The following is a 25,115-nucleotide window of genomic DNA, read 5'->3' on the forward strand; positions in this document are numbered from 1 at the left end:
GACCCCGGGAAAAATCACCGCATAACTGAGACACGAAATCTTCAGAACGATCTTCTTCACTTTTTTGATCAGTGTGATTCCGCTTTCAGTCATTTGTTTACTCCATAAGAAATAAGGAAATATAACGACTATAAACAAATGGATCAAAGGAGTGGAACCATGGAAGAATTCAAACTATACATCAACGGCGAATGGACTGCTACGAGTGAACAGTCAGACGTTCTCGATAAATATTCAGGGGATACTTACGCAAGTGTGCACCAGGCTTCCGAGAAAGAAGTGGATCAGGCTGTGAAGGCTGCGGATGAGGCGTTCCGTGAAGGACCTCTCCCTCCATACGAGCGGTTCAAAGTGTTAAAAAGGGTCAGTGAGCTGATGCAGGAGAGGAAAGAAGACCTGGCGCAGACCATCACGAAAGAGGCCGGCAAACCTTTGAAGCAGGCACGTACAGAAATCGATCGTGCCACCCAGACGGTAGAACTCTCCGCAGAAGAAGCGAAACGGATCAACGGGGAAGGGGTCCCGGTAGAGGCCGCTCCCGGGTCTGAGAATAGAATGGCCTTCACCATCCGCGTACCTGTAGGAGTGGTCGGTGCGATCAGTCCTTTCAACTTCCCACTCAATCTTGTCTGTCATAAGATAGCACCGGCTATTGCAGCGGGGAACGCTGTCGTACTGAAACCTGCGAGCAAGACACCAATTACAGCACTTAAGCTGGCTTCGCTTCTTCATGATGCAGGTCTTCCGAAAGGATTCTTCAACGTTGTAGTCGGCTCAGGCTCTACGGTCGGGAATCAGATGATGAAGGATGAAAGGATTTCCCTTTACACATTCACAGGGAGTGCGGAAGTCGGACTGAAGTTGAAACAGAACACCGGTATGAATAAACTAATTCTCGAACTGGGCAACAACTCTCCGGTCATCATAGACAAGCATGCGGATATCGAGAAAGCAGCGGAGAACACGGCAGCGAAGAGTTTTGCGTTCGCCGGTCAGGTATGTATTTCCGTTCAGCGTCTCTATGTCCATGAAGAGGTACGTGAAGAATTCCAGAAGAAATTCATCGAAGCGATTAAGAATCTCAACGTCGGCGATCCGAATGACCCTGATACCGATGTCGGACCGATGATAGGGGAGGACGAAGCGAAGGGTGCTGTCGAGTGGATAGAAGAGGCGAAAGAGAACGGGGCAAAAGTGCTTCATGGTGGTAAAAGAGAAGGAGCACTCCTCGAACCGACAGTACTTACAGATGTGGATGAATCGATGAAAGTCGTCTGTGAAGAGATCTTCGCCCCGGTCGTCAGTATTTTGCCATTTTCCGATATCAAGGAAGGTGTCAAAGAAGTGAATAAGTCGAAATACGGGCTGCAGGGTGGCATCTTCACCCAGGACGTGGACACCGCTTTTTATGCTGCGAAGAACGTACAGGTCGGCGGATTCATGGTGAATGATTCTTCCCAGTACCGTGTGGATCTCATGCCGTATGGCGGAGTGAAAGAAAGCGGCTGGGGGAAAGAAGGTCCGAAATATACTATCGAAGATATGACAGAAGAACGGCTGATTGTGATGAACTTGAACAATCCATCTTAAAGGGTAAGGCAAAAAAGAGAACGCTGTTGGTGCGGGCAGCGTTCTCTTTCAATAGTTTGTTTTAGACTGAAGACGTATCATCCTTAAGAGGAGGACGATAGCTCCCACAGTCAATCCGATGATGAGACTCATCCAATAGCCATAGGGACCAAGAGTCGTATAATTGGCCAGCAAATAGCCACTGGGAAGACCGATGATCCAGAAAGAAACGAAGGCCATCACAAGGGTGATATTCACATCTTTGTATCCTCTGAGCACTCCCTGGATCGGAGCCCCGATAGCGTCAGAGAGCTGATAAAAGATGGCGAGGAACAGGAAGTTTTTCGTCCATTCCATCACTTTGTCGTCATTACTGTAGAGAGCGGCTATCTGATCATCTAATACATAAAGGATCAGCCCGGCAAATACAGATAACAGGATGGCTCCTGTGATGCCGATCCATGAGTAGGTTCTTGCTTCTTTGTGTCGTCCCGCCCCAGCTTCATAAGCTACAGCAATCGTAAGAGCAAAAGAGATGCTGAGCGGAATCATATACAATAGAGAAGCGAAGTTCATAGCTGCCTGGTGTGCGGCAATTATGGTAGTGTTATACACAGTCATGAATAAAGTGACCGCGGCAAAGATACTCGTTTCAAAGAAAATGGCGAGACCGATTGGCACTCCGATTTGTAATTGTTCTTTGAAATGTGGAAGGGAAGGACGGTGCCAGTCACGAAATACCCGGTAGGATTGCAGGGATGAAATAGTCTGGATACAGATGAATGCAATGAATAGAGCTGTCCAGTAAGTCAGGGAGGTAGCAATCCCCGCTCCGATACCGCCTAAGGCAGGAATCGGCCCTTTCCCGAAAATCAGCAGATAGTTGAATAGGAAGTTCAGAGGCACAGTCATAAGAATGATCATCATGGAAATCCGCGTTTTCCCTAAAGCATCAATGAACGAACGGAGCAAATTGAACAGAAATAATGGTATAATACCAGTGCCTAGAGCAATCAGATAATAGTAGGCGATGTGTCTTACTTCAGCCTCGAGCGAAAACCATCCGAGCACTGTTTCAAGAACGGAGTACCCGATGAGGCTGAGCAGCAGAGCCAGGATGAGGGATAGATATAACCCCTGTTTGATGGAAGAGGAAATGCCTGCTTCTTCTCCTTTTCCTTTTAACTGGGATACGATTGGGGAGATGGCGATAATCACTCCGTTGAAGAAGGTGAAGACGGGCATCCACAAATTCGAACCTACAGCGACACCCGCGAGATCCTGAGCGCCGAACTGTCCGGCCATCACCGTATCGAAGAAATTCATAGCATACATACCGACCTGTGTTATTAGAATCGGAAGTAGCAAATGAAAAAGTAACTTTATTTTTTCTTTGTTTGTTTGAGTCGGATACATAACCACTGCCCTCCTGTAAGCATAGAGGATTATAGCAGAATAGATGAGGAAAGGAAAGATTTTCATGAAACGGATTTTATTCACCGGTGGAGGAACAGCCGGTCATGTCATCGTTAATACAGCTCTCATTCCTTCTTTCCGGGAAAAAGGATATGAGATTGATTATATCGGTTCTTATGAAGGAATCGAGAAGGAATTGATCGGACATATGGACGATGTCACTTATCATGGCATCTCCACAGGGAAATTGAGAAGGTATATGTCGAAAGAGAATGTGAAAGACCCCTTCAAAGTGGCGAAAGGCATCCTGCAGTCCCTATCTATCATTAAAAAAAGAAAGCCCGGAGTCATTTTCTCCAAAGGAGGATTCGTCAGTGTTCCTGTCGTCATCGCAGCGAAATTGGCAAGGGTTCCTGTCGTCATCCATGAATCGGATTTCACTCCGGGACTCGCGAACAAGCTTTCTTTCCCATTTGCCAACCGTATTTTGACCACGTTTCCGGAGACGACAGAACATGTACCGGAGAAAAAGGCGGAATACATCGGTGCGGTAATCCGGGATGAACTTTTTCAGGGAGAGGAAGAGAAAGGGAAGGAAATGACCGGGTTCAAAGACGGCAAACCGGTACTTCTCGTGATGGGAGGAAGTTCAGGCTCTGAGAATATCAACGAAGCCATACGTCATAACCTTGAAGCACTGACGGAGAGATATAATATTGTCCACCTTACAGGAAAAGGACATAAAGACGATTCATACAGCCGAAAAGGGTATGTGCAGTTCGAATATGTCACGGATGAATTGAAGGATTTATTGAAACTTGCCGATTTAGTCGTGTCACGTGCCGGGGCCAACGCCATTTTTGAATTCGTGGCCCTCAAAAAACCGATGCTCCTCATCCCCTTGTCCAGAAAGGTGAGCCGGGGCGATCAGATCCTTAATGCAGAATCTTTCGAACGCCAGGGGTTTGCCCATAGTTTGGATGAGGAACAGATAACAGATGAAACATTTCTGCAGGCAGTGAACAAACTGGAAGAGGATAAGGAGAAGTTGAAGGAGAACATGAACCGGTACGAGGTGCAGAAGTCCAAGGACCGGGTGATAGAGTTGTTGCAGCATTATGAAAAAAGGAAGGGGTAAGCGATGAGCCACGTTTGTCACTATTGTAAAAAGGAGATACGTGACAGGGATGAACTGGTCACAGCCTCGAAATGGTTGAGTATCCGTCCTTATCACTATCGCTGTTATGATCTGGCCATTCAGGAAATAGAAACGATAGGAAATAACGAAAAACCATTGAATAACATCCCGAATACTGTCATTTCTATCGTAATGCTGGTTGTAGCTGTATATTTTCTTGCTACAGCTGCCCTCGGTTCTGTCGGAGATCTTCTCGGTGTTCTCTCCCTTTATCCGATAATCATGAGGTTGATCTCTTACTTCAGGTACGAACGCTCTCTGCCTGCATTTGTGGAAAATAAACGCTAGAGGAGTGGTCATTTGAATATTGCATCTACCGTTACGTTATCAAATGGAGTGAAAATCCCCCAATTGGGACTTGGTGTATACAAAGTCGACGAATCAGAAGCGAAGGATACGGTTCTATCTGCTCTGGACCTTGGTTATCGTCACATCGATACGGCATCCTTCTACGGAAATGAGCGTCAAGTAGGTGACGCGCTTCAAGAGACCGATATCCCAAGAGAAGACATCTTCGTCACGACGAAAGTGTGGAATGACGAGCAGGGATATGAGGAGACGATGAAAGCTTTCGAGCGAAGCATTGAGAAATTGCAGACCGATTATGTTGATTTGTACCTCATTCATTGGCCGGTACCCGGTAAATTCCAGGATACGTGGCGCGCGCTCGAACATCTGTATGAACAGGGGCGAGTCCGGGCAATCGGTGTCTGTAACTTCCAGGAACATCACTTGGAGAAGTTGCTTGAGACAGCCGAAGTCACTCCAGTCGTCGATCAGGTGGAGTTTCATCCCCGTCTTTACCAAAAAGGTCTTCTCGATTTCTGCCGGGAGAAAGAAATGCGGGTGGAAGCGTGGGCGCCACTTGGAAGAGCTAAATATTTTGACGCTCCTGTGCTGCAGTCTCTTGCAGAAAAGCATAAGAAAACCCCGGCTCAAATCATCCTTCGCTGGGAACTTCAACATGGAATCATTACCATTCCAAAGTCCACGAAGCGACAGAGACAAAAAGAAAATGCCGAGGTCTTCGACTTCGAGCTCAGCCCTGAGGATATGAACGAAGTCGATGAAATGAACCGGGATGAGCGTTTGAGCAAGCACCCGGACGATTTTCCTTACAATCAGTCATAGAAAGTATATACGAAATGAGAACCGTCCGTGACCTATGGACGGTTCTTTAGTCTATAATGCCGTATCTTTGCAGTTCCACATTTACTTCGAAGGTAACGTCCAAATCTTTGATCCGGCTCCGCCATTCTTCATCGTTCAGAAGATTCTTCCCATGGGCGGAACGATAACGTTTGCCGAAACCTATAGGGTCGGTTTCGTGGTCCTTCAGTATCTCCATGAATTCCTCCAGTTTTTCTTTCACTTCTTCTTCAATTGCTTGTTCAAGTTTTTTGATTAATTGTTCATCCTGAAAATGAAGCTGTAATGTCGACTCCAGCAGTCGCTGTTTCAAACTGATACGAACAGTCTGCTTCGCAGGTTCCCCTTTTCGGGAATGAAAAGTGGATGAGCTTCTGATTTGCTGTAGAGCGATATCTAGAGGTGTATCTTTATTTTCTTCATAAGATTCCTCGCGTATATAATCTTTGAAATCTTCTGCATCAAGAGAAAGTTGCAATTTCCCTTTTCTGTAGGGATTTTTGAGAAGGAGCAAGTAGAAAATCATATCTGGATCAAGGGCTGTCACCATCCTGTCGTCCTGAAAAAGAGCTACGCTGTAGACTTTTGTTTTCTCTTCTTCAATATCCAACAGAGGTAGTACAGGATCGATGCCTATATCGTATAAGTCATGGTTGAATTTGTGCAGGTTCGATTCCGGTAACTGCTCATTCGCTACGTTTTTTTCGATAAGCCTTTGGATATAGTTACCCGGAGTAGGTGCCCCTTCAGTACTTTCTGGCTGTAACAGTTTTCCTGCCTCGCCTTTGGCTATGGTTAGGTAAAGCAAATCTGTGATATTGGGGTCTCTAGCCAGTGTATCCGTCAGAGAAAGCAGGCCGTTCTCTGCAAGTGCCGTACTATAGAGAACCACACGTAACTGGCCCATGACTATCTCGTGACTGGCTTCACGATCTGCATGAATGCGTATTCCTTTAGTCGTATCATTTTCCCCGGTAATGATATGAGAGATATTCGGAGAAGCGGGATCGAATTGCAAAATGGACAATGTTCCTCTAAGGAGGTTTTCTTCCCCTTTATCATAAGCGATTCCTGTAACAATACTCATTTTTTCAAGATAATTTTTATCTGCACATCCACTGACAAGAATGCAGATGATACATAGGGTGATGGTCGTTTTCTTCATGACGATGATCTCTTCTTTCTGAAGCGGAATGACAAAGAGACGACGAGAAATAAGAAAACAGGGTATATGAATACAAGCCAGAGTCCTGCCAAAGAAGCCCATTCGCTTATTCGAGTAATCGTCTGTCTGGTATCTATTATAATCGTACTTGTAATAAGGAAAGTCGCAGTGGCAATCATAGAATACATGGGCTTGATATTTTTCAGGCGGCGCAGATTTTCCGTTATTATCCATAAGAATAAAGTGATGTTCGGAAGGATGACCGCCATCCATAATGCGACTGCCACAAAATCGAATCGTTCAATGAACGTATAGTGAATGATTTTAAACATGGAGAGTGTCGGCCATACCGTGTGCTTAAGCTGATCCTGACTGAAATAACCGATGGATGCGACGGTTACGAGTATCAGTATAGAAATGGTTGCTATAATCGCGATGTGAGCATAGCGTCCGACTTTATCTTTGTTTAAGATGTAAGGATATACGAAGAAGAGCACTTCTATTCCAAGGAGCGAATACACTGATTTATGTGCGCCTCTAAAAATGTTCTCCCACGGTTGCTGAAGAATAGGTGTAAAGTGGTTCCATTCCATAAGACGGATGGGTTCAGCTATAGTGAAAGTAAGCCAGATGGCACCGAAGAAGAGTAAGAAAGCGATACCCGTCACGACCCGGAACCCGCCGCTCACCCCGTACACGGCCAACGTGAGTATAAAGGTAGCAACCAGCCAAGTAGGAAGCGAAGGGAAAATGAATACCTGGACCACTTCTATATAATTCATCATTACGGATAGAAGAATCAAAAAAATATAACCTGTAAATAGAAGGGTGAGCATCGCGCCTATCCATTTTCCGAACACATCCGCATGAATACCTGCAAGGTCGGCATTATCATAAAAACGAAGTGTTTTTATGATAATCCAGGCGATGAAATGGACATACACTGCTGCAATCAAAAGAGCTGCCCAGGCATCGGGACTCACTTCATCAGCAATCGTTCTGGGCGCAGTCATGATCCCGGCTCCTACCTGGAGGGTATGAACGAGAAAAAATATATACAAGGCATTTACTTTTACGTCTTTGGAAAGTGTAACGTTAACTTTCATGTCCGTCTCACATCTTTTTTCGCCTTCGCCTTATCGAAGTTAGCTTTGTAGGTGTCTTTAGGCATATTCGTGTAAGGACGATTTATATTCCGGGAAGGCGGCAGGCGGAACAGGGATTTATTTAAATCTTTCCATTCAAAAGGATATAACGGAGCAAGGTAAGGTCGCCCGAGGGATGTAACTTTCAAAAGATGAATTATAAGGAAGCATAGACCGAACACGGTACCGAGAAACCCCCACATTCCCGCCAAGATAATCATCGGGAAACGTATGATGCGGATTGCCGTTCCCATTAAATAGCTCGGAGCGGTAAAAGAAGCGAGAGCACTTAAGGCCACGATGATAATCAGGATATTACTGGTGAACCCTGCTTGCACAGCTGCCTGACCAAGTACGATACCTCCCACGATACCCATCGTCTGTCCGACTTTTGTGGGCAGACGTGCGCCTGCTTCACGTAATAACTCTATAAGGAGTTCAAGTAAAAGAGCCTCAAATACAGGAGGAAAAGGGACAGTGGCTCTGGATTGGCCAAGGGATACAAGTAAAGAGGCGGGAATCACCTCGTAATGGAAGGAAAGGGCCGCTACGTATAAAGGTGTCAAAAGCACAGAAACAAACATGGCAACGAAACGGAGCATGCGAATGAAACTTCCCATATTCCATCTCATGTATGTGTCTTCTGTCGATTCAAAAAAACTGAAGAGAGACATAGGAGCAATCAATGATGTCGGACTTTTGTCGACCAGTATTCCTATCCGTCCTTTCTCAAGACTATGGCAAAAGCGGGAAGGCAATTCCGTAACAAGAATCTGAGGAAAGATGGACAGCGAACTGTCTTCGAGCATCTGCCCGAGAACGGTCGTGTCTTCAACTGTATCGATTTCAAGATCTTTGATCCTCTGTCGGCACGTATCCACATTCTCTTCATTCGCAAGAGACTTCATATAGATAAGCCGTACTTCTGTCGGAATGCGTTTTCCCACTTTGAACTTCTCTATGTGAAGATCATTTGTATGAATGCGCCAGCGGACAACATTGAGGTTGGTTCGCAAAGACTCTGTGAAAGCCAGTTGCGGTCCAAGAACGAGAGATTCCGTTTCTGCTTTTTCAAGGGCCCTGCTTTCTCTTTTCTCCATACCGAATAATACTACAGAGGGAGATCCTTCGATATAAACGCTGACACCGCCCCGTAGGAGTTTGCTGATGATTTCATCTATATCTGTAACAAGAGCGCTGTCCGCAATCGGAGCTGTATTCTTCAATTCTTCTGACGTCCACCGCTTTCTCGAAGACGTAAGGAACGTCAACAACTCTCTTTCTAGTTTCTCTTTGTTTGTCTGGTAGGAGATAAAATGGACGAGGATGGTGATTTGTTTATGTTTCAGTTTCAATGTTTTTAAATCGCATCCATCCATTTTAGCCTTCATAAAATTATCGTATGTTTGCACATCCATTGGAAATATACTCATCGCACGCTTCCTTTCCCGGGAATTGAGACGATTATACAAGTAGTATTTCCCGGGAAATGTTTGTTTATGTAGAAAGCTTGTAAGATGATAAACTGAAGGAAAGAGGTGAACCCAAGTGCGTAAAGATGACATGGATGAAGATCTGAAAGAAAATATTGACGAAGAAGAAATGCTGGAACTGATAGAAGAAGAACGCCGAAAAGCTTGGGCGAAGAAAGAAGAGGCGAAAGAGGAGAAGCGCCCCTTTCCGAAATGGCTCATACTGCTGATAGCGTTCTCTATGTTTTTCAGCGTCATGAGTGCTATTCCTCAGACATTTTCTATCCCTGCTATAGACTTTCTTATAACCTCAGCGAAGCTGTATACGGATGAAGACGTAAGAGAATACAAACAATCGGTCGTGGTCGTCGAAGCTGGAGATAGCAAAGGGACGGGCTTTGCTTATACGCCGGGTGGGAAAATTCTCACGAATCATCATGTAATCGAAGGAGAGCCGAGGATTTCTGTTTCTTTTGAAGAACAGGGATTGTACCAGGCTGAAGTAGTGGAGGAATATGAAGATATCGACCTCGCAGTCCTGGAAGTGGAAGCCGAGGATCTTCCTCACTTGTCGTTGGCGGAAGAGGCTGATATATCCGAAACTCCCCCGATCACGTTCATCGGAAATCCTCTCCGTTTCATTCGTATTGCGAATGAGGGCGAAGTGATAGGGAAGAGGGACCTGAAGGACTGGTCGAAGAAAGTGATGGTTCTCGATGCTCCTATTTATAGAGGGAACTCAGGAAGTCCGGTCATCAATGAGGAAGGGGAAGTGATCGGTGTCGTATTCGCGACCCTTCGAACGGATAAGGAAGGGAAAGTTGGTCTGGCGGTTCCCATCGATTACTTTCATGAAATGAATAAGTAAAAGGGATTATTTTTTGCAATCGAAAATTAAAAAAATGTAATCCCTATGTACTCGCTTGTCCTTTCGCCATTCAGTACAATAGTCGTGTTCTGGAAAACACACATCCCTTACACGCTTCATCTGATACGAAACTGTAATCTCATTGAAATATTTTTGATAAAGACCACCATAAATACGTTGCTCGCAACGAAAATTCTTAATAGTCGGGGGTGAAAAAGGTTGATCAGACGTCTGTTTAAAAAAGAGGACACCTCCCTGCACAATCAGGTGATCGCTGCCCAGGAAGGCGATGAGGAAGCACGGGATGACCTGATTTCCAAATATCAACCTTTTATAGCCAAATGTGCTTCCGAAGTATGCAAAAGATATATCGATCCTAATCAGGATGACGAGTTCAGCATTGGACTCATCGCTTTCAATGATGCTATAGACTCTTATGCGAAAGACAAAGGAGCTGCATTTTTGTCATTTGCGAAACTGATTATAAAAAGAAGGATCATCGACTTTATTCGACAGCAGAAATCCCATGTAATGTTCACCTCCCTTGATGAAACACAAGAAGATGAAGAACAGATGGAAAATTCCGCGGAGGTACGTCTTTCCAAAGAGAAATTCTCCGAAGAGATCGAAGCCTGGTATCGACGTGAAGAAATACAGGAATTCCAGAGTCACCTGCAAAAGTTCGGACTAACTTTTCTGGACGTGACAGAGGCTTCTCCTAAACACGCAGATGCCAGAGAATCTGCTATTCGTGTCGCTTATATCGTTTATGAGGATAAAGCATTACGGTCGAAAGTCCTTGAAAAGGGGCGGTTGCCAATCAAAGAACTTGATGCAAAAGTCGACGTCAGCAAGAAAACACTGGAGCGGAATCGTAAATATATCATCGCTCTTGTACTCATCCTATCGGGAGATTACGTTTATCTGAAAGATTATCTGAAGGGGGTGAAGGTGTGAGGAAAGGTGTGGTCCTGGAACATAAATACCGCTCTACTATAGTGATGACGAAGCGTGGAGAGTTTATCCGTGCAAAAAAGGTCACTGGAGCGGATGTAGGGGAAGAAGTGACGTTTGAACCGAAACCGTCCCCTTCATTGGGATTTTTCACCCATAAGAAAGTAAGTGTAGCCACCATAGCAATCATAATGATATTCAGTATGTTTCCTGCTTATTTCTGGTATGGGAATAACCAGGCATATGCTTCTGTAAGCATTGATATAAATCCGAGTATTGAAGCGAAAGTGAATCGTGATATGGAAATCATCTCTATCCGTTCTATGAATGAGGACGGTAAATCTTTACTTGCAAACCTTCCTGATTTTGAAGGCGAAAAACTCACTGCGGTGACATCGAAGGTTTTCCGTTTTGTGGAGGAAAAGGGGCTTTTATCAAATGGTAAAAGTGCACTTATAGGGGTTTCTTATCTTACAGATCATAAAAAGGTAGATGTCTCTGAAGAAATACAAGGGTTTTTTGATAAAGCGAACGACTCGTTCAAAGTAGCTACTTATACCATTCCTTATGAGTGGATGGAAGAAGCTGAAGAAAAAGGAACATCCGTCCATTCCGTTGTGAATGAGCGAATGGACAATGACAGAAAGATGATTGACCTCGAAGAAGACGATCGGGAACTGATCCGTTCCTTTTTTCAAAAAGATGATGATTCCGAAAAGCTGAAGGACACTACAACGGAGGAATCGACTCCTGCGAAAGAAGATGGAGAGAAGGAAAAGAATCCAACTCAAGAATCTACCGAGCAGCCTTCGACTGATAGAGAGGAAGTACCTGCTAAGCAGTCATCTGATGCCGAGGAACAGAAGCGGGAGACATCGCCATCGAAAGCGAATTCTTCTTCCGTAGAAAAGGAAAACAAGGGAAAAACGACTCCTGAACCCGATTCAAAAGGGAAAGACCGTTCGAAAGAAGAGAAACAACCGGAGAACAACAATGGAAACGGAAACGGTCCACCTTCAAAGAATGGAGATCACCCGGGTAATAATGGAAATGGCCACGGTCCTCCAACTGAAGGGGAAGATCATCCGAGTAAGAAAGGGGAAAACCATCCCGGCAACAAAGGGAAAGATCATCCGAGTAGCAATGGAAAAGGGAATGGTCCTCCCCATAATTGATATCCCGTTGTTCATTATAATAATAGAAAGCCTCACGGGTGCAATTTTTCCGGGAGGCTTTCTTTTTGATGTCTATGGTATTGTCAGGTGCGCGGGTAGTCCTGGATCATCGGGTGAAGGTGCATTTCATCGATTTGCATGTGTTTCGGAGCGGAAGCCATATGAAGGAGTCCTGCTGCAACATCATCCGGCTTTAGCCAGTCTTTCTTGGATTCGTCCCCTTCCGTACCGCCTGCGAAATAGGTGTCCGTCATCCCTGGATTGATGGTGCCGGCTCTGATTCCGAATGGTTTCAGTTCCTGGGCGATAGAACCCATGAATCCCTGAACGGCATATTTCGTTGAAGTATAAAGAGCTCCGTTTTCAGGAATGGTATAGCGGGAAACATCAGAAGCCACAGTAAGGATGGTACCTGATTTCTGTTTCTTCATTTGCGGAAGTACAGCTTTCGTAGCAAGAAACACACCCTGCACGTTGATTTCGAACGTTTTCTTCCATTCTTCGAGTGTCACTTCTTCGACAGGTTGAAATTTCCCTACTCCTGCATTGTTAATGAGTGTATCAATACGACCATACGTATTAAGAGTGGAATGGATGGCTTGTTCAATTTCCTCCTCGCTCGTTACATCTCTTGTCAATGCCACAACTTCCGGGAATCCGGCTTCTTCTAGCGAAGCCTTCGTGTCGTGAATGTCATCAGAACTCCCGATAATCGTAAGTTTAGCTCTTGCTTTGGCAAAGTGGAAAGCAGCAGCTCTCCCAATCCCTCGGGAAGCTCCAGTGATTACGACTACTTCATTATTCATACCTTTGTTCCTCCTACTCCTTGGATTGTTATCAAAAATAATTTTTCAGTAGCTCTAATTTTTACGGACTCCGTTCTGCCTTATCATGTCACTTGTAGCAGGCTTGTAATCGTTAACTCAGAATACCTTCATTTTATCATTACAATGTATCAAATAATAGTGGAGAGCGATTCATGAGTGACACTTCCTCCCGCAAATGGAAGGCTTGTCACGGTTAGGGAAAAACGAGGTTTAGTCAATAAATAGTAAGGGGAAGAAAATAAGGAAAATGTCGGATTTCCTGTGATATAATGAATGAAGTTTGTATGAGTGAGGGGGAGACTAACGTATGAAGGAAAAGAACTGGCTGTGGCTGGTCGTTGCAGGCGTTTCTTTGTTCGGGATATTTGTGATTCTAAGTGTAGTGACGCTGAACACTGATACGGTTCAAAGGGTTTTTGTCATTCTTAGCGAAGTGTTCGGTGTAGTGACTCTTGCTTTTTCTATCTGGGGATGGGTCAAGATTCCATCTCAAAAATGGTTATATATTGCTCCGGTCGCTTTTTTGGGCAGTTGGCTCATGATCGGAATCGCTTATGAAATCGGGTTTGATGCCACGATGGATCATGGATGGGTCTGGTTCCTCGTGTATTATATTGTAGCAGTTGCCAGTAGCGTGCTGCTTCGATTTTCCATAGGAAAAACAGAAGGGAAACAGGCGCTGATGCCGATTTCCATGTTGTTCGTTCAGAGTATACAAATCGTTTATGTCATCATAATACATATTATCTGGATGCTTCCGTTTTAGCTTTTTTTGTAAAGTATATTTCTTTCTTCCGCGCTCAAACTAAGCACAAGCTGCTTAGGAGGTGTAGGAATGAATTGGAAAATACCGATGATTGGACTCTTGTCCCTTTCAGCTCTGACGGCATGTCAGGCCGATCAACAGGCCACGGACAATGACGCGGGCTATCAAGGTGTAGAAAACACCAGGTTCGAACGTATGGCCGACGATTTGACCGATACGAATAACGGGAATAATCGGGCGGATACGGATCTCGACCGTACGAACGCAGGTGATAATAATTATCAGCTTGCAGATAAAGCCGCTGATAAAATTGAACAGGATGTCAAAAGTGTGGAAGGCGCATCTGTCCTGAAGACAGATAACAACGCCTATGTAGCTGCCGAAATCGACAATGAAGGCGGCGACGAAAATGTCTCCGATCAGGTGGAACAGCAGATCATAAAAATCGTCAAAAGTGTCGATCAGGACGTCGATCATGTCTACGTGTCATCGAACCCTGATTTTGTCGACTTGACGAACCAATATGCAGATGATGTAGATAATGGGGAGCCGATGGAAGGGTTCGCCCGTCAATTCGGAGAAATGGTCGACCGCATCTTCCCGGATGCAGACCGTGGATAAGAACTTTCAGATGAGCAGCTCTCGACTGTCGATGGAACAGTTCGGGAGCTGTTCTTAATTAGTGAGGAGGGAGCAAGGTATCTCATTTTCAGGAAGTCTGCTTCATATAGTGGAAGCAGGAGGGGAACTACCATGGAAAAACTTGTACAGGCGATTGAAGAAATTACGGAGATTGCGGACGACTTCGGCCTTGATTATTTTCCGATGCGATATGAAATATGTCCGGATGATGCGATATATACATTCGGAGCTTATGGCATGCCGACACGCTTTTCCCATTGGAGCTTCGGTAAGCAGTACCATAAAATGAAAGTGCAATACGACCTTGGGTTAAGCAAAATTTATGAACTGGTAATCAATTCTGATCCATGCTACGCGTATTTACTAAATTCGAACAGTCTTGTGCAGAATAAGATGATCGCTGCCCACGTACTTGGTCATTCGGACTTCTTCAAGAACAATGCGTACTATGGCAGAACGAACCGGGAAATGGTGACTAGTATGGCGGCGACGGCGGAGCGGATACAGGCGTATGAGTACGAATATGGAAAGGATGAAGTGGAGCAGTTTCTCGATGCTGTTCTATCCATCCAGGAACACATAGATCCTTACCCTCGAAAGGAAAAAGATAAGGAACTGCCGGATAAAGACCTGTTGTATTACATCCAGGAGAACAGCAGATACCTTAAGGATTGGCAAAGGGATATCATTACGATGATGAGGGAAGAGATGCTTTACTTCTGGCCTCAGATGGAAACGAAAATCATGAATGAAGGCTGGGCGAGCTTTTGGCATTTGCGTATCATGCGGGAGCTTGATCTTACAGAAGAGGAAACGGTTGAATTCGCTAAACTTCATGCAGGGGTCATTTCTCCGCAACAGACTTCGATAAACCCTTACCGCCTCGGTCTCCGGATTTTCGAAGACATAGATGAAAGGTACGGGCGTGAGAAAGTATTCGAGGTGAGGGAAGTCGAATCTGATACATCTTTCCTCAGGAATTACCTGACGAAGGAGATCGTGGAGGAAGAGGACCTCTATTTATTCCAAAAGCAGGATGACAAGTATGAAATCGTAGAAAAACAATGGGAATCCGTTCGGGACGAATTGATTGATATGAGGGTGAACGGTGGTTTCCCCTATCTTGTCGTCGAAGACGGAGACTATTGTAAAAACGGGGAGCTTTATATCAGGCATGCATTCGAGGGGATAGAGCTTGACGTATCCTATCTCGAAAAGACGATTCCCTACATCTATGAACTGTGGGGACGAACGGTCCATATCGAGACGGTCATCGATGATCGGGAGGTCGTTTTTTCAAGTGGAGGAGGAGACGTAACGAAGCGATACATCTGACTTATTGACATGCAGGGAACGGATGATATACTTGATTGGAAAAACGGAATACCCCGCTTCGGGAGAGGTTCTTAGCCGAAACCCTCTTTAAAAAACTAAGGATGTATGACGCCATATCCCTTAGGATGTGGTTTTTTTTATAGTAAATACTACATATCGTTAAAGGAGAATTTTCATGAAAAGAGATGAAGAATTGAAAGATCTGTCCCTGCTTGGAAGTCAGGATACCGCGTATTCTTTTGATTATACACCTGAAGTACTCGAGACGTTCGACAATAAACATCCGAATCGCGACTATTTCGTAAAGTTCAACTGTCCGGAATTCACGACCCTTTGTCCGAAGACGAACCAGCCTGATTTCGGAACGGTCTATATCAAGTACATTCCGGATGAGAGAATGGTGGAGAGTAAATCACTGAAGCTTTACTTGTTCAGCTTCCGCAACCATGGAGATTTTCACGAGGACAGTATGAACATCATCATGAACGATCTCATCGAACTTATGGAACCGAGGTATATCGAAGTACTGGGGAAATTCACTCCCCGCGGCGGAATCTCCATCGATCCGTTCTGTAACTACGGGAGGCCGGGGACGAAATATGAAGAAATGGCGGATTACCGTATGATGAATCACGATCTATACCCTGAAAAGGTGGATAACAGGTAACACTATATATTTTCTCTAAAAGAAGAAAGGGTTAAGAATGATGCTTTTATATTTGAATGCGCTGTTCGTAGGATTGCTTGTGGTCTCCAATATACTCGGTGTGAAATTATTCAGTATAGGGGAGTTCGTGCTGCCGGCAGCGGTAATCGTTTATGTGGTGACGTATATAATAACGGATGTCATCGGAGAAGTATATGGGAAAGATGCGGCAAGACAGACGGTCCAGGCCGGCTTCTTCACTCAGCTTGTCGTGCTTGTGTTCATATTGATAGCGATTGAACTTCCGGCCGCTCCCGTATTCGGTGCTCAGGAAGAGTTTTCGACGATACTGGGAGGGAGTTTCCGGGTGATGGTTGCAAGTCTTCTTTCCTACCTGGTGAGTCAGCATCTGGACGTTTCCCTTTTCCATGGCCTGAAAAAGAAACATGGTTCCCGTAAGCTGTGGCTTCGTAATAATGTGTCTACAGCGAGCAGTCAATTGGTGGACACGTTCATCTTCATAACAGTGGCTTTCGCCGGCACGGTACCACTCACAGTATTGATAGGCATGGCAGTTACTCAATATGTATTTAAACTTATTGTGGCTATCGTCGATACGCCGATCACTTACTTGCTCGTCAGAATGGCGAAGAAGGAAAAGCAGCCATACGAACGTGCCGCATAACGTTCTCTTTTTCATAATAGAATCAGAACAGGGAAGTTGCTCTTTAGAGTAAAAATACCCTGTGCAGGTGCTTCTCTTCTGGTAAACTGGGAGGTACAACTACGAAGAGCAGAAGGAGGAGAAGGAATGGGACTTTATGATGTAATGTTGACCGAAAAAGGATTCGTACAAAAGGAAGAGCTGACGTATCCCTTCGAAGAGAGAGGTTTGCAATTCGGGGACGGGGTTTATGAAGTCATCCGTATCTATGAAGGAAGGTATTATCTCTTAAAGGAGCATGTGGAGCGTCTGTATCGTTCTATGGCAGCGATAAAAATCTATCCGCCGTTTTCCGAAGCGGATCTGTATGACTACCTCGATCAATTGTTGAAGAAGAACGGTGTAGTTTCGGACGCTAAGCTATACTTGCAGGTGACGAGAGGGTCTGCACCGAGGAATCACGAATTCCCATTGAATACAGGCGCTAACCTGTATGCGTATGTGAAAGATTTCTCCCGGAATACGGACTTGATGCGTAATGGGATCAACACGATAACCCTTGAAGATATAAGATGGGAATGGTGCTATATCAAAAGCCTGAACCTCCTTCCGAACGTCATAGCCAAGCAGGAAGCCAAAGAGAACGATGCCCAGGAAGCCATTCTCCATAAAAACGGTCTGGTTACGGAAGGAAGTTCCTCGAATGCTTATCTCGTCAGGAACGGGAAGGTTTATACCCATCCTGCGACGAAACGTATCCTCGGCGGGTGCGTCCGCATGAAAATCGAAGAATTATGTAACAGGCATCAGATTCCATTCATCGAAGAGGCGTTTCAGGTGGAGGATATCGCGTATGCGGATGAGGTATTCATGACGAGCAGTACGGCTGAAATCCTTCCTGTTCTGAAAGTCGATACTGTCACTGTCGGAGATGGAGAGCCAGGAAGGATAACGAGAGAGCTACAGCGTCTGTACGAAGAGGACGCAGGCATCCGAACAGAGAAATCGTTGTTCTCTAAGAACGAGTCTTAGAGGAATATGGTTTTTTTATGTGTAATTGTATAGGATTGGAAAGGAAAAAATAGTATAATCAAACAAAGGAGGGAAGAGTGTGACGTATCATACATTGGAAATCACGAAAGACCAACTTCGTACCATGGTAGCCTCCATGTTTCTATCTACATGGGTAGTGAATTATCCGAAACAGGAGTTGGACGAAGAATTCGAAGAAGTACGTAACCTCGTTCTTAGTAAGTATCATGAAACTGATCCTCAGGGAGAAGTGGAGTATCAGTCGTTTGCTGATGTGTATGAAGTAAATCAGGAAACAGAGAACGGTTGGATGGAGAAGTACATTCAGGAATACGAAGAGCACAGTTTCTGGGATCAATTGATCGAAAAATTGACTCAGAAAGAAATGGTGGACGAACTCGGAGAAGAAATTCTGAACCGCCCCCTTTCTGAAGAGGAAGTACAGAAGCAGTTGCAGATAGAACAGAAGGTGGAAGAGAAGCTCGAAAGGAATGGTTTATGGGCGCTCACGTGGGATGAGTGAATCGTCGAATATTCAGAAGATTATCTCTTATTTCGTGTGTGCGGTTTCACCGAAAAAAATACTTTTAAACTGGTGCAATTTCGTGTAGAATATTGCTTGTTGCCGACGTCTACCATTTGGAATCGGTGACTATATTTTTTATTTGCTCAACCGTTTATACCTCGAAATGAGCGGTTTAATCATTTTATTATAGGAGGGTTTTTTTATGAAAAAAGGTTGGTTATCAATCTTGCTTGTGACAGCGCTTTCCGTTATTCTTGCTGCCTGCGGAGGCGGTACAGCGGATAATAGCGGTGAAGACTCCGGAGACGGAGAAGGAAGCAGTGAAGGCGGTACGGAATTCGTTCAGATTCTTACTGGTGGGACACAGGGTACATACTACCCGCTAGGTGGAGCTTTTGCGAACATTCTTAACAGTGAACTTGATAATGTAGAAGCGAACGCAACATCCACAGGTGCATCCGTTGAAAACATGAAGTCCATGCGTGATGGAGATGGACAGCTTGCATTTACTCAGACAGACATCGCTTCTTATGCGAAGAATGGAGAGGTTATGTTCGAAGAGCCTGTAGAAAATCTTCAGGCGATCGGTACGCTTTATCCTGAGACGATCCAAATCGTAACGACAGCGGATACAGGTATCGAATCCGTAGAAGATCTTGAAGGGAAAGTCGTTTCTGTAGGAGCTGTAGGTTCAGGTACACGTGCCAATGCCAACAACATCCTTGATATCCATGGCCTTTCCATCGAAGATGATATTGAAGCGCGTAACCTTGCTTTCGATGATTCCACTTCCGGTATCCAGGATGGCACGATTGATGCAGCGTTCATCACATCCGGTACGCCTACAGGTGCGGTAGAAAGCCTTGCTGCGACTTCCGACGTGAACATCGTTCCTGTTACAGAAGAGAAGGTTCAGGAATTGATCGATGAGTATGGCTACTATGCCCAGGACAGAATCGCCGAGGGCACTTATGGACTTGAGTCTGAAGTGAGCACAGTCGCTGTTCAGGCGATGCTCGTGACAGATTCCAACTTGAGCGAAGACCTCGTCTACAATATGACGAAAGCGATCTTCGAGAACACGGATCAGGTCCAGCATGATAAAGGTGAACAGATCACTGCTGAAAGTGCTCAGGAAGGTGTAGGAATCGAACTTCACCCGGGAGCGCAGAAGTATTACGATGAACAATAAAAAATAGCTATAGGGTAATAAGAAAGGGACTGTCAGACAGGGTACTGTCCGATACAGTCCCTTTTCTTCTCTATAGGAAGGTATGAGATATGAAGAAATTTGGGATTATCGCACTCATTGTCGTGTCAGGAATCGCCGGCTGGTGGTGGATCTTCTCCCCGTCTCACTATATCCTGGCGATTGAACCTATGCCTGAAAAAGAAGAATTGTATTTTTTGCCTGTATCGGAAAGTGATCACTTTCAATTGCAATTCATCCACTCTGTCCACCTATCCGAAGTCGTGGAAGAATATGAATTGCAGAAAGACATGCTGGACCCTGTCCGGCTCATCTACGAAGACACAGCTATTGGAATGCCTTCCAATGCAGGCGAAGGAGAAACGTTTGAAATGAAAAACGGGAAATATTACATTTCCGATCTTCAGGGAAGTCATTCCAGTCTGGATTTGAATATCGGGCAAGTGGAAGCTGAACATACGATCAATTATAAAGGTCGTTCCCACTTATTGAAGGACACCATCGAGGCAGGATCCTGGGTGCGAATAGAACCGAAACGAGTATCTTATTGGGAGTTGTGGAGAGGAGTGGAACTCAAGTGAGTGAAAAAAATGAAGCGATAGAAAAACAACAGGAAGTGATGGAGAAATACGACCCGGATTCCAGTGTCCGAAAGTTATCCGGTAAGATAGCGAAAGTGGTATTCGTATTATTGCTTGCGTTTTCTCTGTTTCAATTATTGACATCAACCGTTTATCCGATACAGGCACAGATTTTGCGATCTGTTCACGTCGGTTTTGGTCTCGTTCTCATTTTCCTTTTGTATCCCGCAACAAGAAAAAACAGGGATAAAGGAAAAATCGGATGGTATGATATCAGCCTCTCCATATTAGGAGCAGGCGTCGGATTATACTGGCCATTATTTTACGAAGACATCGTTCTTCGTGCAGGTGATATGACACAGCTCGATTTCTATGTTGGAGTGCTGGCTGTCGTGCTTGTACTCGAAGCCACAAGAAGAGCTGTCGGCATACCCATCACCGTCATAGCGATTTTGTTCCTCGCTTATGCTTATTGGGGAAGGCAGATGCCTGGTTTCCTTGTCCACCGGGGAGTGGATCTCGATAATCTCGTGCAGGCTATGTTCTTCACGACAGAGGGGATTCTCGGCACACCGATCGCCGTATCCTCGACCTTCATCTTTTTATTCCTGTTGTTCGGTGCGTTTCTCGTCAAGACGGGAGTAGGCCAGTATTTCAATGATCTGGCGGTCGCCCTGGCAGGAAGAAGGACCGGGGGACCTGCGAAAGTAGCTATTTTCTCGAGTGCTCTACAGGGAACGATCAGCGGTAGTTCGGTAGCGAACGTTGTTACATCCGGGTCTTTCACCATCCCGATGATGAAAAAACTCGGCTACCGTCGTGAATTTGCAGGTGGGGTAGAAGCTGCCGCTTCCACCGGGGGACAATTGATGCCGCCCATCATGGGTGCAGCCGCCTTTCTGATGATCGAGTTCATCGGTATCGACTACTGGTCGATTGCCAAAGCGGCTCTGATTCCTGCAATCCTTTATTTCACCGGTATTTGGATCATGACTCACTTCGAAGCTAAGCGAACGGGCCTCAGCGGACTTCCGGAGGAAGATATTCCGGATAAGAAAGAAGTATTGAAGAAGCTGTACCTATTGCTTCCTATCGTTGCCACCGTCGTGTTCCTTGCTAGTGGACTGAGTGTCATGCGTTCTGCTCTTTACGGAATTCTGACGGTGATACTCGTCGGCCTGCTGCGGGAGGAGAAGTTCAGGAAGATTTACCTGATCGCTTTTGCCGCAGGGTTCGTAGGGTTCGGCATCTACAGCATGACTCAGGGCGGATTCTCCATACTGAATTCGCTTGTAGCTGCTACGATTGTCACGATCGTCGTCAGTTACTTCTTTGATGGAAACTTCACGGATTCCATCGAGGCGCTGGTCGATGGTGCAAGAACGGCTCTCGGGGTCGTTGCAGCTACAGCCGCTGCCGGTATCATCGTCGGGGTCGTTACGAAGACCGGCCTCGGTCTGAAGATGGCGAACAGTCTTGTATCGCTCGCGGACGGGCAGATCCTGATTACGCTATTCTTTACGATGGTAGCAGCGATCATCCTAGGGATGGGATCCCCGACGACGGCTAACTACGTCATCACTTCGACGATTGCGGCACCTGCCGTCATTCTTCTGGGAGTCCCTGATCTCGCGGCTCACTTGTTCGTGTTCTATTTCGGAATCATCGCGGACATCACGCCGCCGGTAGCTCTTGCAGCATTCGCGGCATCCGGGGTCGCTTCTTCGGAACCGATACGGACCGGGGTGAATGCGGCCAAGCTGGCGATTGCCGCGTTTATCATACCTTATATGTTCGTACTATCGCCGGAACTACTGATGATCGACACGAATATCGGAGAAGTTTCCTGGATTCTCTTCACCGCCATTTCCGGTATGATGGCGATCGGCGCCGGTCTGATCGGATACTGGTTCAGAAAAGTGGAATGGTATGAACGGATTCCAGCTGTTCTGGGCGGATTGACACTCATTTATCCAGGGTTGTGGAGTGATATCATCGGTTTGAGTGTATTCGTCATTCTGCTTGCCCTGCAGTTCCTTGTCAAAAAGGACCAGCTCGGTGTCCCTGTCAGCAGACCGAACCGTGAACCTGCCAAGTAGACAAGAAACAAATCGTTTGTGAATGGTTTAAGAGGTGTTTTTGCACAATTCGAAAGTCGAAAGCATCTCGTGAAAGTAGCAATGGAATACTTTCCGTTTTCAATCACTGGTAACTATCTCATTAAAATGTTTATGCGATAGTTCTCCCTGGGATTTACTGAAACTCACCGCATAAATGGAAAGTGTTTCTGAGAGATTATAAAAAAGCAAGGGATGCAGAAAATTATTCTGCGTCCCTTGCTTTTTGTGCATCTGTCCATAAAAAGGCGACTGGTCGCGCCAAAGGAAAAGACCACTGGATGAGAGGACCGAGTAAAAATACGACGAGCACTGTCCCTACGCCTACCGGACCACCTAACAAGTAACCGGTCAGTGCCATAGCCCCTTCCATCAGGTTCCGGACGACGCCTTTCGACTGCTTCGTCTTCGTGTTCATGACCATCATGAAATGATCGAGAGGAATCCGGGGGAATGGCGTGCGCAAATAGAACGAAATGCCGACAGCGGTAGCCAGGATTCCGATGGCGAAAATCAACGCCTGCATATACCAAGTTTCAGGATTTACGTTTTCGAGGGAGCCATAAAGGAAAATATCTAGTGTACGTCCCCGAATAATGCTAGGAATCAGTGATTCATACTGAGGTCGTTTTTTCTCTACAATCGCATTGACGATGACGAGAATCGCGAATGCGATAATCATGAACGTTCCGACCGTAACAGGTGTGTGATAAGATAATCCTACAGCGATGCTGTCGCCGGGACCTGCACCCAGGTTGGACTTGATGATCAGGGCGAGTCCAAGACTCGAAACGAGAAGCCCTGCTGTATATATCAATGCTAAAACGAAATAGACCATAGACGACTCCTTTAAGATTAGCTGATAATAGCATACTTATTTGCAAGAAAAATGTAAAGGAAAGAGGAGGAGAAGAACATGAATTTTGTCATAATTACCGGAGATTCGAAAGGACTTGGAGAGTCAGCTGCTAAACGTTGGCTCGAAGATGGGAATCATATCCTGGGGATTTCCCGTACGTACAATGAAGAATTAGAGAAGGTCGCCAAGGATAACTATGTTTCTTATAATCATTTCGAGTGTGATCTGACGGATGAAGCAGAAACGAACAACACCCTTGCTTCCATTCATAACCTGCTTCAACGAGAAGAAGTCGAATCACTTACGCTGATCAACAATGCCGGGATGGTCGAGCCTATAGAAAGAGTAGGGAGCCTTGATATACCTACCGTAGATCGACATGTCAGGCTGAATGTCTCCGTACCTATTTTATTTTCCAATTACATTCTCGGTCTCGCTGACGAATGGGAAGTTCCTCTGACACTTGTGAATATCACTTCAGGAGCTGCAGAGAAGACCACGGAAGGGTGGAGCGTATATAGCGCTGGAAAAGCGGCCATCAATCGCTTCACGGCTGTCACTGCCAAAGAGCAGGGAGGAAAAGGTCACACAATCATCGCATACAGTCCGGGAGTGATGGATACAGAAATGCAGGAAGAGATACGCTCCGCTTCGAAAGATTCTTTCAAAGATGTAGATAAGTTCAGGGAGTTGAAAGAGTCAGGAAAGCTTACTTCCCCGGACCGGGTGGCAGAAGTATTGAAGAATCTGTTGAGTCAGGAACCTATCCAAAACGGAGAAGTGTACAAGCTTTATGATTATATCGATAAGTATTAATGAAAAATCATCCGCCGGCCCTAAAGCCGTGAGCGGATGATTTTTTGTTACGAGGTTTTGGTTTTCACTTTGTTTTCGACTTCCTGTTTCGCTACATGATTGTTTTTCAAGAACATATAAAATGAAGCGCTGAAAATGATGACGTACCCGAGAACGCTCCAAAGTGTCGGAATCTGACCGAATAGAATGACACTCAAGAGGGCGGAATAAACGACGGTGGAGTAAAAGAAAATGGAGATTTCACTTGCCGGAGCGTACTTATAGGCAAGCGTCACCCCGAATTGACCAACAGTCGCGAATGCCCCTGCGAGTAACAGGAAGACCCACTGAGTCAGACTCATCGGCTCGTAGAAGAAAATCGTAAACGGTAGTAAAAGGACGGTTGTAAAGAAAGAGAAATAGAACACGACTGTATAGTGTTTCTCTTTATTCCCCAGGACCCTCAGCATCGTATAGGCACCGGCTGCAAAGACCGCACCAAGCACACCGACGATATAAGGGATGATTTCCACTGAAAACTCGGGCTGAATAATGAATAACGTCCCGATGAATGCGACAATGATGGAAATGATCTGATATCTTCTTGCATGCTCCTTCAAAAAGATGGCAGAGAAAATGATCAGAATGAACGGGCTCAGCTTATTGAGCATCTCGGCGTCCGACAATACCAGGTTGTCAATGGCGTAGAAATTAAGAACGATTCCGACGGCACCAAGAGCAGACCTGGATAGAAGAAGTTTCTGGTTCTCTTTCTTTCCGAAGACCCGCTCTTTATGCTTCAGAACGAAACCGAGTGTAATAGCTGCAGCGACGATATTACGGAAGAATGCTTTCTGAGTAGTGGGCACATCCCCCGATAATTTTACGAAAGCTCCCATCATCGAAAATCCGAGAGCTGAAATTAGTAGTAGTAAGATTCCTTTATTTCGATCGGACATGGCTCGTCCCTCCTGTTTCTAGCCTGTCGAAAAATCACTTTTACT

General features: G+C 45.4%; 25 protein-coding genes and 1 riboswitch. Of the genes, 18 read left to right on the plus strand and 7 right to left on the minus strand.

Annotated elements, in window-relative coordinates:
* The first annotated feature begins 159 nt into the window (after nucleotides 1–159).
* On the plus strand, nucleotides 160–1,590 hold the full coding sequence (locus BLQ44_RS08960; RefSeq protein WP_093193549.1) for an aldehyde dehydrogenase family protein: 1,431 nt from the start codon (nucleotides 160–162) through the stop codon (nucleotides 1,588–1,590).
* Nucleotides 1,591–1,638: 48 nt separating this feature from the next.
* Here the strand turns inward: BLQ44_RS08960 and BLQ44_RS08965 are convergent, their stop codons facing one another.
* On the minus strand, nucleotides 1,639–2,985 hold the full coding sequence (locus tag BLQ44_RS08965) for an MATE family efflux transporter (RefSeq protein WP_093193550.1): 1,347 nt from the start codon (nucleotides 2,983–2,985) through the stop codon (nucleotides 1,639–1,641).
* 64 nt (nucleotides 2,986–3,049) lie between these two features.
* Here BLQ44_RS08965 and BLQ44_RS08970 point away from each other — a divergent pair, with 64 nt between their 5' ends.
* The 3 genes from BLQ44_RS08970 to BLQ44_RS08980 are packed head-to-tail and all read left to right on the plus strand — an operon-like array spanning nucleotide 3,050 to nucleotide 5,314.
* Nucleotides 3,050–4,123 carry an undecaprenyldiphospho-muramoylpentapeptide beta-N-acetylglucosaminyltransferase gene (locus BLQ44_RS08970; protein ID WP_093193551.1) on the plus strand — a complete coding sequence of 358 codons (1,074 nt, stop codon included), beginning with the start codon at nucleotides 3,050–3,052 and terminating at the stop codon, nucleotides 4,121–4,123.
* Nucleotides 4,124–4,126: 3 nt separating this feature from the next.
* Nucleotides 4,127–4,471, plus strand: coding sequence for a hypothetical protein (locus BLQ44_RS08975; protein WP_093193552.1), 345 nt, complete (start codon nucleotides 4,127–4,129; stop codon nucleotides 4,469–4,471).
* 12 nt (nucleotides 4,472–4,483) lie between these two features.
* On the plus strand, nucleotides 4,484–5,314 hold the full coding sequence (locus BLQ44_RS08980) for an aldo/keto reductase (RefSeq protein ID WP_093193553.1): 831 nt from the start codon (nucleotides 4,484–4,486) through the stop codon (nucleotides 5,312–5,314).
* Nucleotides 5,315–5,360: 46 nt separating this feature from the next.
* Here BLQ44_RS08980 and BLQ44_RS08985 read toward each other — a convergent pair whose 3' ends face one another.
* From BLQ44_RS08985 to BLQ44_RS08995, 3 genes are read right to left on the minus strand one after another with little or no spacing between them, the layout of a single operon-like run.
* The gene (locus BLQ44_RS08985; protein ID WP_176757483.1) at nucleotides 5,361–6,497 is read right to left on the minus strand and encodes a Ger(x)C family spore germination protein; all 1,137 of its coding nucleotides are present in this window, start codon (nucleotides 6,495–6,497) and stop codon (nucleotides 5,361–5,363) included.
* Entirely contained in the window at nucleotides 6,494–7,603 is a 1,110-nt protein-coding gene (locus BLQ44_RS08990) for a GerAB/ArcD/ProY family transporter (protein WP_093193555.1), read from the minus strand. The genes BLQ44_RS08985 and BLQ44_RS08990 overlap by 4 nt, the downstream gene beginning before the upstream one ends.
* Entirely contained in the window at nucleotides 7,600–9,075 is a 1,476-nt protein-coding gene (locus tag BLQ44_RS08995; protein WP_093193556.1) for a spore germination protein, read from the minus strand. The genes BLQ44_RS08990 and BLQ44_RS08995 overlap by 4 nt, the downstream gene beginning before the upstream one ends.
* Before the next feature lie 115 nt (nucleotides 9,076–9,190).
* Here BLQ44_RS08995 and BLQ44_RS09000 point away from each other — a divergent pair, with 115 nt between their 5' ends.
* From BLQ44_RS09000 to BLQ44_RS09010, 3 genes are all read left to right on the plus strand, one after another.
* Complete coding sequence (locus BLQ44_RS09000; RefSeq protein ID WP_322787525.1) at nucleotides 9,191–9,982, plus strand: S1 family peptidase; 792 nt, start codon at nucleotides 9,191–9,193, stop codon at nucleotides 9,980–9,982.
* 219 nt (nucleotides 9,983–10,201) lie between these two features.
* The gene (gene sigI, locus BLQ44_RS09005) at nucleotides 10,202–10,939 is read left to right on the plus strand and encodes an RNA polymerase sigma factor SigI (protein ID WP_093193557.1); all 738 of its coding nucleotides are present in this window, start codon (nucleotides 10,202–10,204) and stop codon (nucleotides 10,937–10,939) included.
* Nucleotides 10,936–12,111, plus strand: a complete 1,176-nt coding sequence (locus BLQ44_RS09010; protein ID WP_093193558.1) for an anti-sigma-I factor RsgI family protein — start codon at nucleotides 10,936–10,938, stop codon at nucleotides 12,109–12,111. The genes sigI and BLQ44_RS09010 overlap by 4 nt, the downstream gene beginning before the upstream one ends.
* Before the next feature lie 83 nt (nucleotides 12,112–12,194).
* Here the strand turns inward: BLQ44_RS09010 and BLQ44_RS09015 are convergent, their stop codons facing one another.
* The gene (locus tag BLQ44_RS09015; protein ID WP_093193559.1) at nucleotides 12,195–12,917 is read right to left on the minus strand and encodes an SDR family oxidoreductase; all 723 of its coding nucleotides are present in this window, start codon (nucleotides 12,915–12,917) and stop codon (nucleotides 12,195–12,197) included.
* Nucleotides 12,918–13,245: 328 nt separating this feature from the next.
* Between BLQ44_RS09015 and BLQ44_RS09020 the strand changes: the two genes are divergently transcribed.
* From BLQ44_RS09020 to BLQ44_RS09065, 10 genes are all read left to right on the plus strand, one after another.
* Nucleotides 13,246–13,704, plus strand: a complete 459-nt coding sequence (locus BLQ44_RS09020) for a hypothetical protein (protein WP_093193560.1) — start codon at nucleotides 13,246–13,248, stop codon at nucleotides 13,702–13,704.
* Nucleotides 13,705–13,773: 69 nt separating this feature from the next.
* Nucleotides 13,774–14,325: a YhcN/YlaJ family sporulation lipoprotein gene (locus BLQ44_RS09025; RefSeq protein ID WP_093193561.1), complete on the plus strand. Its 552-nt coding sequence runs from the start codon at nucleotides 13,774–13,776 to the stop codon at nucleotides 14,323–14,325.
* 132 nt (nucleotides 14,326–14,457) lie between these two features.
* On the plus strand, nucleotides 14,458–15,681 hold the full coding sequence (locus BLQ44_RS09030) for a SpoVR family protein (RefSeq protein WP_093193562.1): 1,224 nt from the start codon (nucleotides 14,458–14,460) through the stop codon (nucleotides 15,679–15,681).
* Nucleotides 15,682–15,739: 58 nt separating this feature from the next.
* A riboswitch (PreQ1 riboswitch) is annotated at nucleotides 15,740–15,786 on the plus strand.
* A gap of 70 nt (nucleotides 15,787–15,856) precedes the next feature.
* On the plus strand, nucleotides 15,857–16,348 hold the full coding sequence (gene queF, locus BLQ44_RS09035; protein ID WP_407690371.1) for a preQ(1) synthase: 492 nt from the start codon (nucleotides 15,857–15,859) through the stop codon (nucleotides 16,346–16,348).
* 40 nt (nucleotides 16,349–16,388) lie between these two features.
* Nucleotides 16,389–17,012, plus strand: coding sequence for a queuosine precursor transporter (locus BLQ44_RS09040; RefSeq protein ID WP_093193775.1), 624 nt, complete (start codon nucleotides 16,389–16,391; stop codon nucleotides 17,010–17,012).
* A gap of 126 nt (nucleotides 17,013–17,138) precedes the next feature.
* Complete coding sequence (dat, locus tag BLQ44_RS09045; RefSeq protein ID WP_093193564.1) at nucleotides 17,139–18,023, plus strand: D-amino-acid transaminase; 885 nt, start codon at nucleotides 17,139–17,141, stop codon at nucleotides 18,021–18,023.
* A gap of 79 nt (nucleotides 18,024–18,102) precedes the next feature.
* Complete coding sequence (locus BLQ44_RS09050; protein ID WP_093193565.1) at nucleotides 18,103–18,546, plus strand: hypothetical protein; 444 nt, start codon at nucleotides 18,103–18,105, stop codon at nucleotides 18,544–18,546.
* 205 nt (nucleotides 18,547–18,751) lie between these two features.
* On the plus strand, nucleotides 18,752–19,741 hold the full coding sequence (locus BLQ44_RS09055; protein ID WP_093193566.1) for a TAXI family TRAP transporter solute-binding subunit: 990 nt from the start codon (nucleotides 18,752–18,754) through the stop codon (nucleotides 19,739–19,741).
* Nucleotides 19,742–19,830: 89 nt separating this feature from the next.
* Nucleotides 19,831–20,340, plus strand: a complete 510-nt coding sequence (locus tag BLQ44_RS09060) for a DUF1850 domain-containing protein (protein WP_093193567.1) — start codon at nucleotides 19,831–19,833, stop codon at nucleotides 20,338–20,340.
* Nucleotides 20,337–22,439, plus strand: coding sequence for a TRAP transporter permease (locus BLQ44_RS09065; RefSeq protein WP_093193568.1), 2,103 nt, complete (start codon nucleotides 20,337–20,339; stop codon nucleotides 22,437–22,439). Before BLQ44_RS09060 ends, BLQ44_RS09065 begins: the two co-directional genes overlap by 4 nt.
* Before the next feature lie 223 nt (nucleotides 22,440–22,662).
* On the opposite strand, the gene BLQ44_RS09070 is transcribed toward BLQ44_RS09065, so the two are convergent.
* Nucleotides 22,663–23,295, minus strand: coding sequence for a YczE/YyaS/YitT family protein (locus BLQ44_RS09070; RefSeq protein ID WP_093193569.1), 633 nt, complete (start codon nucleotides 23,293–23,295; stop codon nucleotides 22,663–22,665).
* Nucleotides 23,296–23,373: 78 nt separating this feature from the next.
* Here BLQ44_RS09070 and BLQ44_RS09075 point away from each other — a divergent pair, with 78 nt between their 5' ends.
* Entirely contained in the window at nucleotides 23,374–24,132 is a 759-nt protein-coding gene (locus BLQ44_RS09075; RefSeq protein WP_093193570.1) for a (S)-benzoin forming benzil reductase, read from the plus strand.
* 47 nt (nucleotides 24,133–24,179) lie between these two features.
* Here the strand turns inward: BLQ44_RS09075 and BLQ44_RS09080 are convergent, their stop codons facing one another.
* Nucleotides 24,180–25,070, minus strand: coding sequence for a DMT family transporter (locus tag BLQ44_RS09080; RefSeq protein ID WP_093193571.1), 891 nt, complete (start codon nucleotides 25,068–25,070; stop codon nucleotides 24,180–24,182).
* Between the last annotated feature and the right edge of the window lie 45 nt (nucleotides 25,071–25,115).

Origin of the sequence: Salimicrobium halophilum, assembly GCF_900100295.1 — a bacterium.
Lineage (GTDB): Bacteria > Bacillota > Bacilli > Bacillales > Halobacillaceae > Salimicrobium > Salimicrobium halophilum.

Bases quoted from the DNA above. Each gene is read 5' to 3' on its own strand.
- BLQ44_RS08960 (WP_093193549.1), top strand. From the start codon at position 160: ATGGAAGAATTCAAACTATACATCAACGGCGAATGGACTGCTACGAGT.
- BLQ44_RS08965 (WP_093193550.1), bottom strand. From the start codon at position 2,985: ATGTATCCGACTCAAACAAACAAAGAAAAAATAAAGTTACTTTTTCAT.
- BLQ44_RS08970 (WP_093193551.1), top strand. From the start codon at position 3,050: ATGAAACGGATTTTATTCACCGGTGGAGGAACAGCCGGTCATGTCATC.
- BLQ44_RS08975 (WP_093193552.1), top strand. From the start codon at position 4,127: ATGAGCCACGTTTGTCACTATTGTAAAAAGGAGATACGTGACAGGGAT.
- BLQ44_RS08985 (WP_176757483.1), bottom strand. From the start codon at position 6,497: ATGAAGAAAACGACCATCACCCTATGTATCATCTGCATTCTTGTCAGT.
- BLQ44_RS08990 (WP_093193555.1), bottom strand. From the start codon at position 7,603: ATGAAAGTTAACGTTACACTTTCCAAAGACGTAAAAGTAAATGCCTTG.
- BLQ44_RS08995 (WP_093193556.1), bottom strand. From the start codon at position 9,075: ATGAGTATATTTCCAATGGATGTGCAAACATACGATAATTTTATGAAG.
- BLQ44_RS09015 (WP_093193559.1), bottom strand. From the start codon at position 12,917: ATGAATAATGAAGTAGTCGTAATCACTGGAGCTTCCCGAGGGATTGGG.
- BLQ44_RS09020 (WP_093193560.1), top strand. From the start codon at position 13,246: ATGAAGGAAAAGAACTGGCTGTGGCTGGTCGTTGCAGGCGTTTCTTTG.
- BLQ44_RS09025 (WP_093193561.1), top strand. From the start codon at position 13,774: ATGAATTGGAAAATACCGATGATTGGACTCTTGTCCCTTTCAGCTCTG.
- BLQ44_RS09030 (WP_093193562.1), top strand. From the start codon at position 14,458: ATGGAAAAACTTGTACAGGCGATTGAAGAAATTACGGAGATTGCGGAC.
- queF (WP_407690371.1), top strand. From the start codon at position 15,857: ATGAAAAGAGATGAAGAATTGAAAGATCTGTCCCTGCTTGGAAGTCAG.
- BLQ44_RS09040 (WP_093193775.1), top strand. From the start codon at position 16,389: ATGCTTTTATATTTGAATGCGCTGTTCGTAGGATTGCTTGTGGTCTCC.
- dat (WP_093193564.1), top strand. From the start codon at position 17,139: ATGGGACTTTATGATGTAATGTTGACCGAAAAAGGATTCGTACAAAAG.
- BLQ44_RS09055 (WP_093193566.1), top strand. From the start codon at position 18,752: ATGAAAAAAGGTTGGTTATCAATCTTGCTTGTGACAGCGCTTTCCGTT.
- BLQ44_RS09060 (WP_093193567.1), top strand. From the start codon at position 19,831: ATGAAGAAATTTGGGATTATCGCACTCATTGTCGTGTCAGGAATCGCC.
- BLQ44_RS09070 (WP_093193569.1), bottom strand. From the start codon at position 23,295: ATGGTCTATTTCGTTTTAGCATTGATATATACAGCAGGGCTTCTCGTT.
- BLQ44_RS09075 (WP_093193570.1), top strand. From the start codon at position 23,374: ATGAATTTTGTCATAATTACCGGAGATTCGAAAGGACTTGGAGAGTCA.
- BLQ44_RS09080 (WP_093193571.1), bottom strand. From the start codon at position 25,070: ATGTCCGATCGAAATAAAGGAATCTTACTACTACTAATTTCAGCTCTC.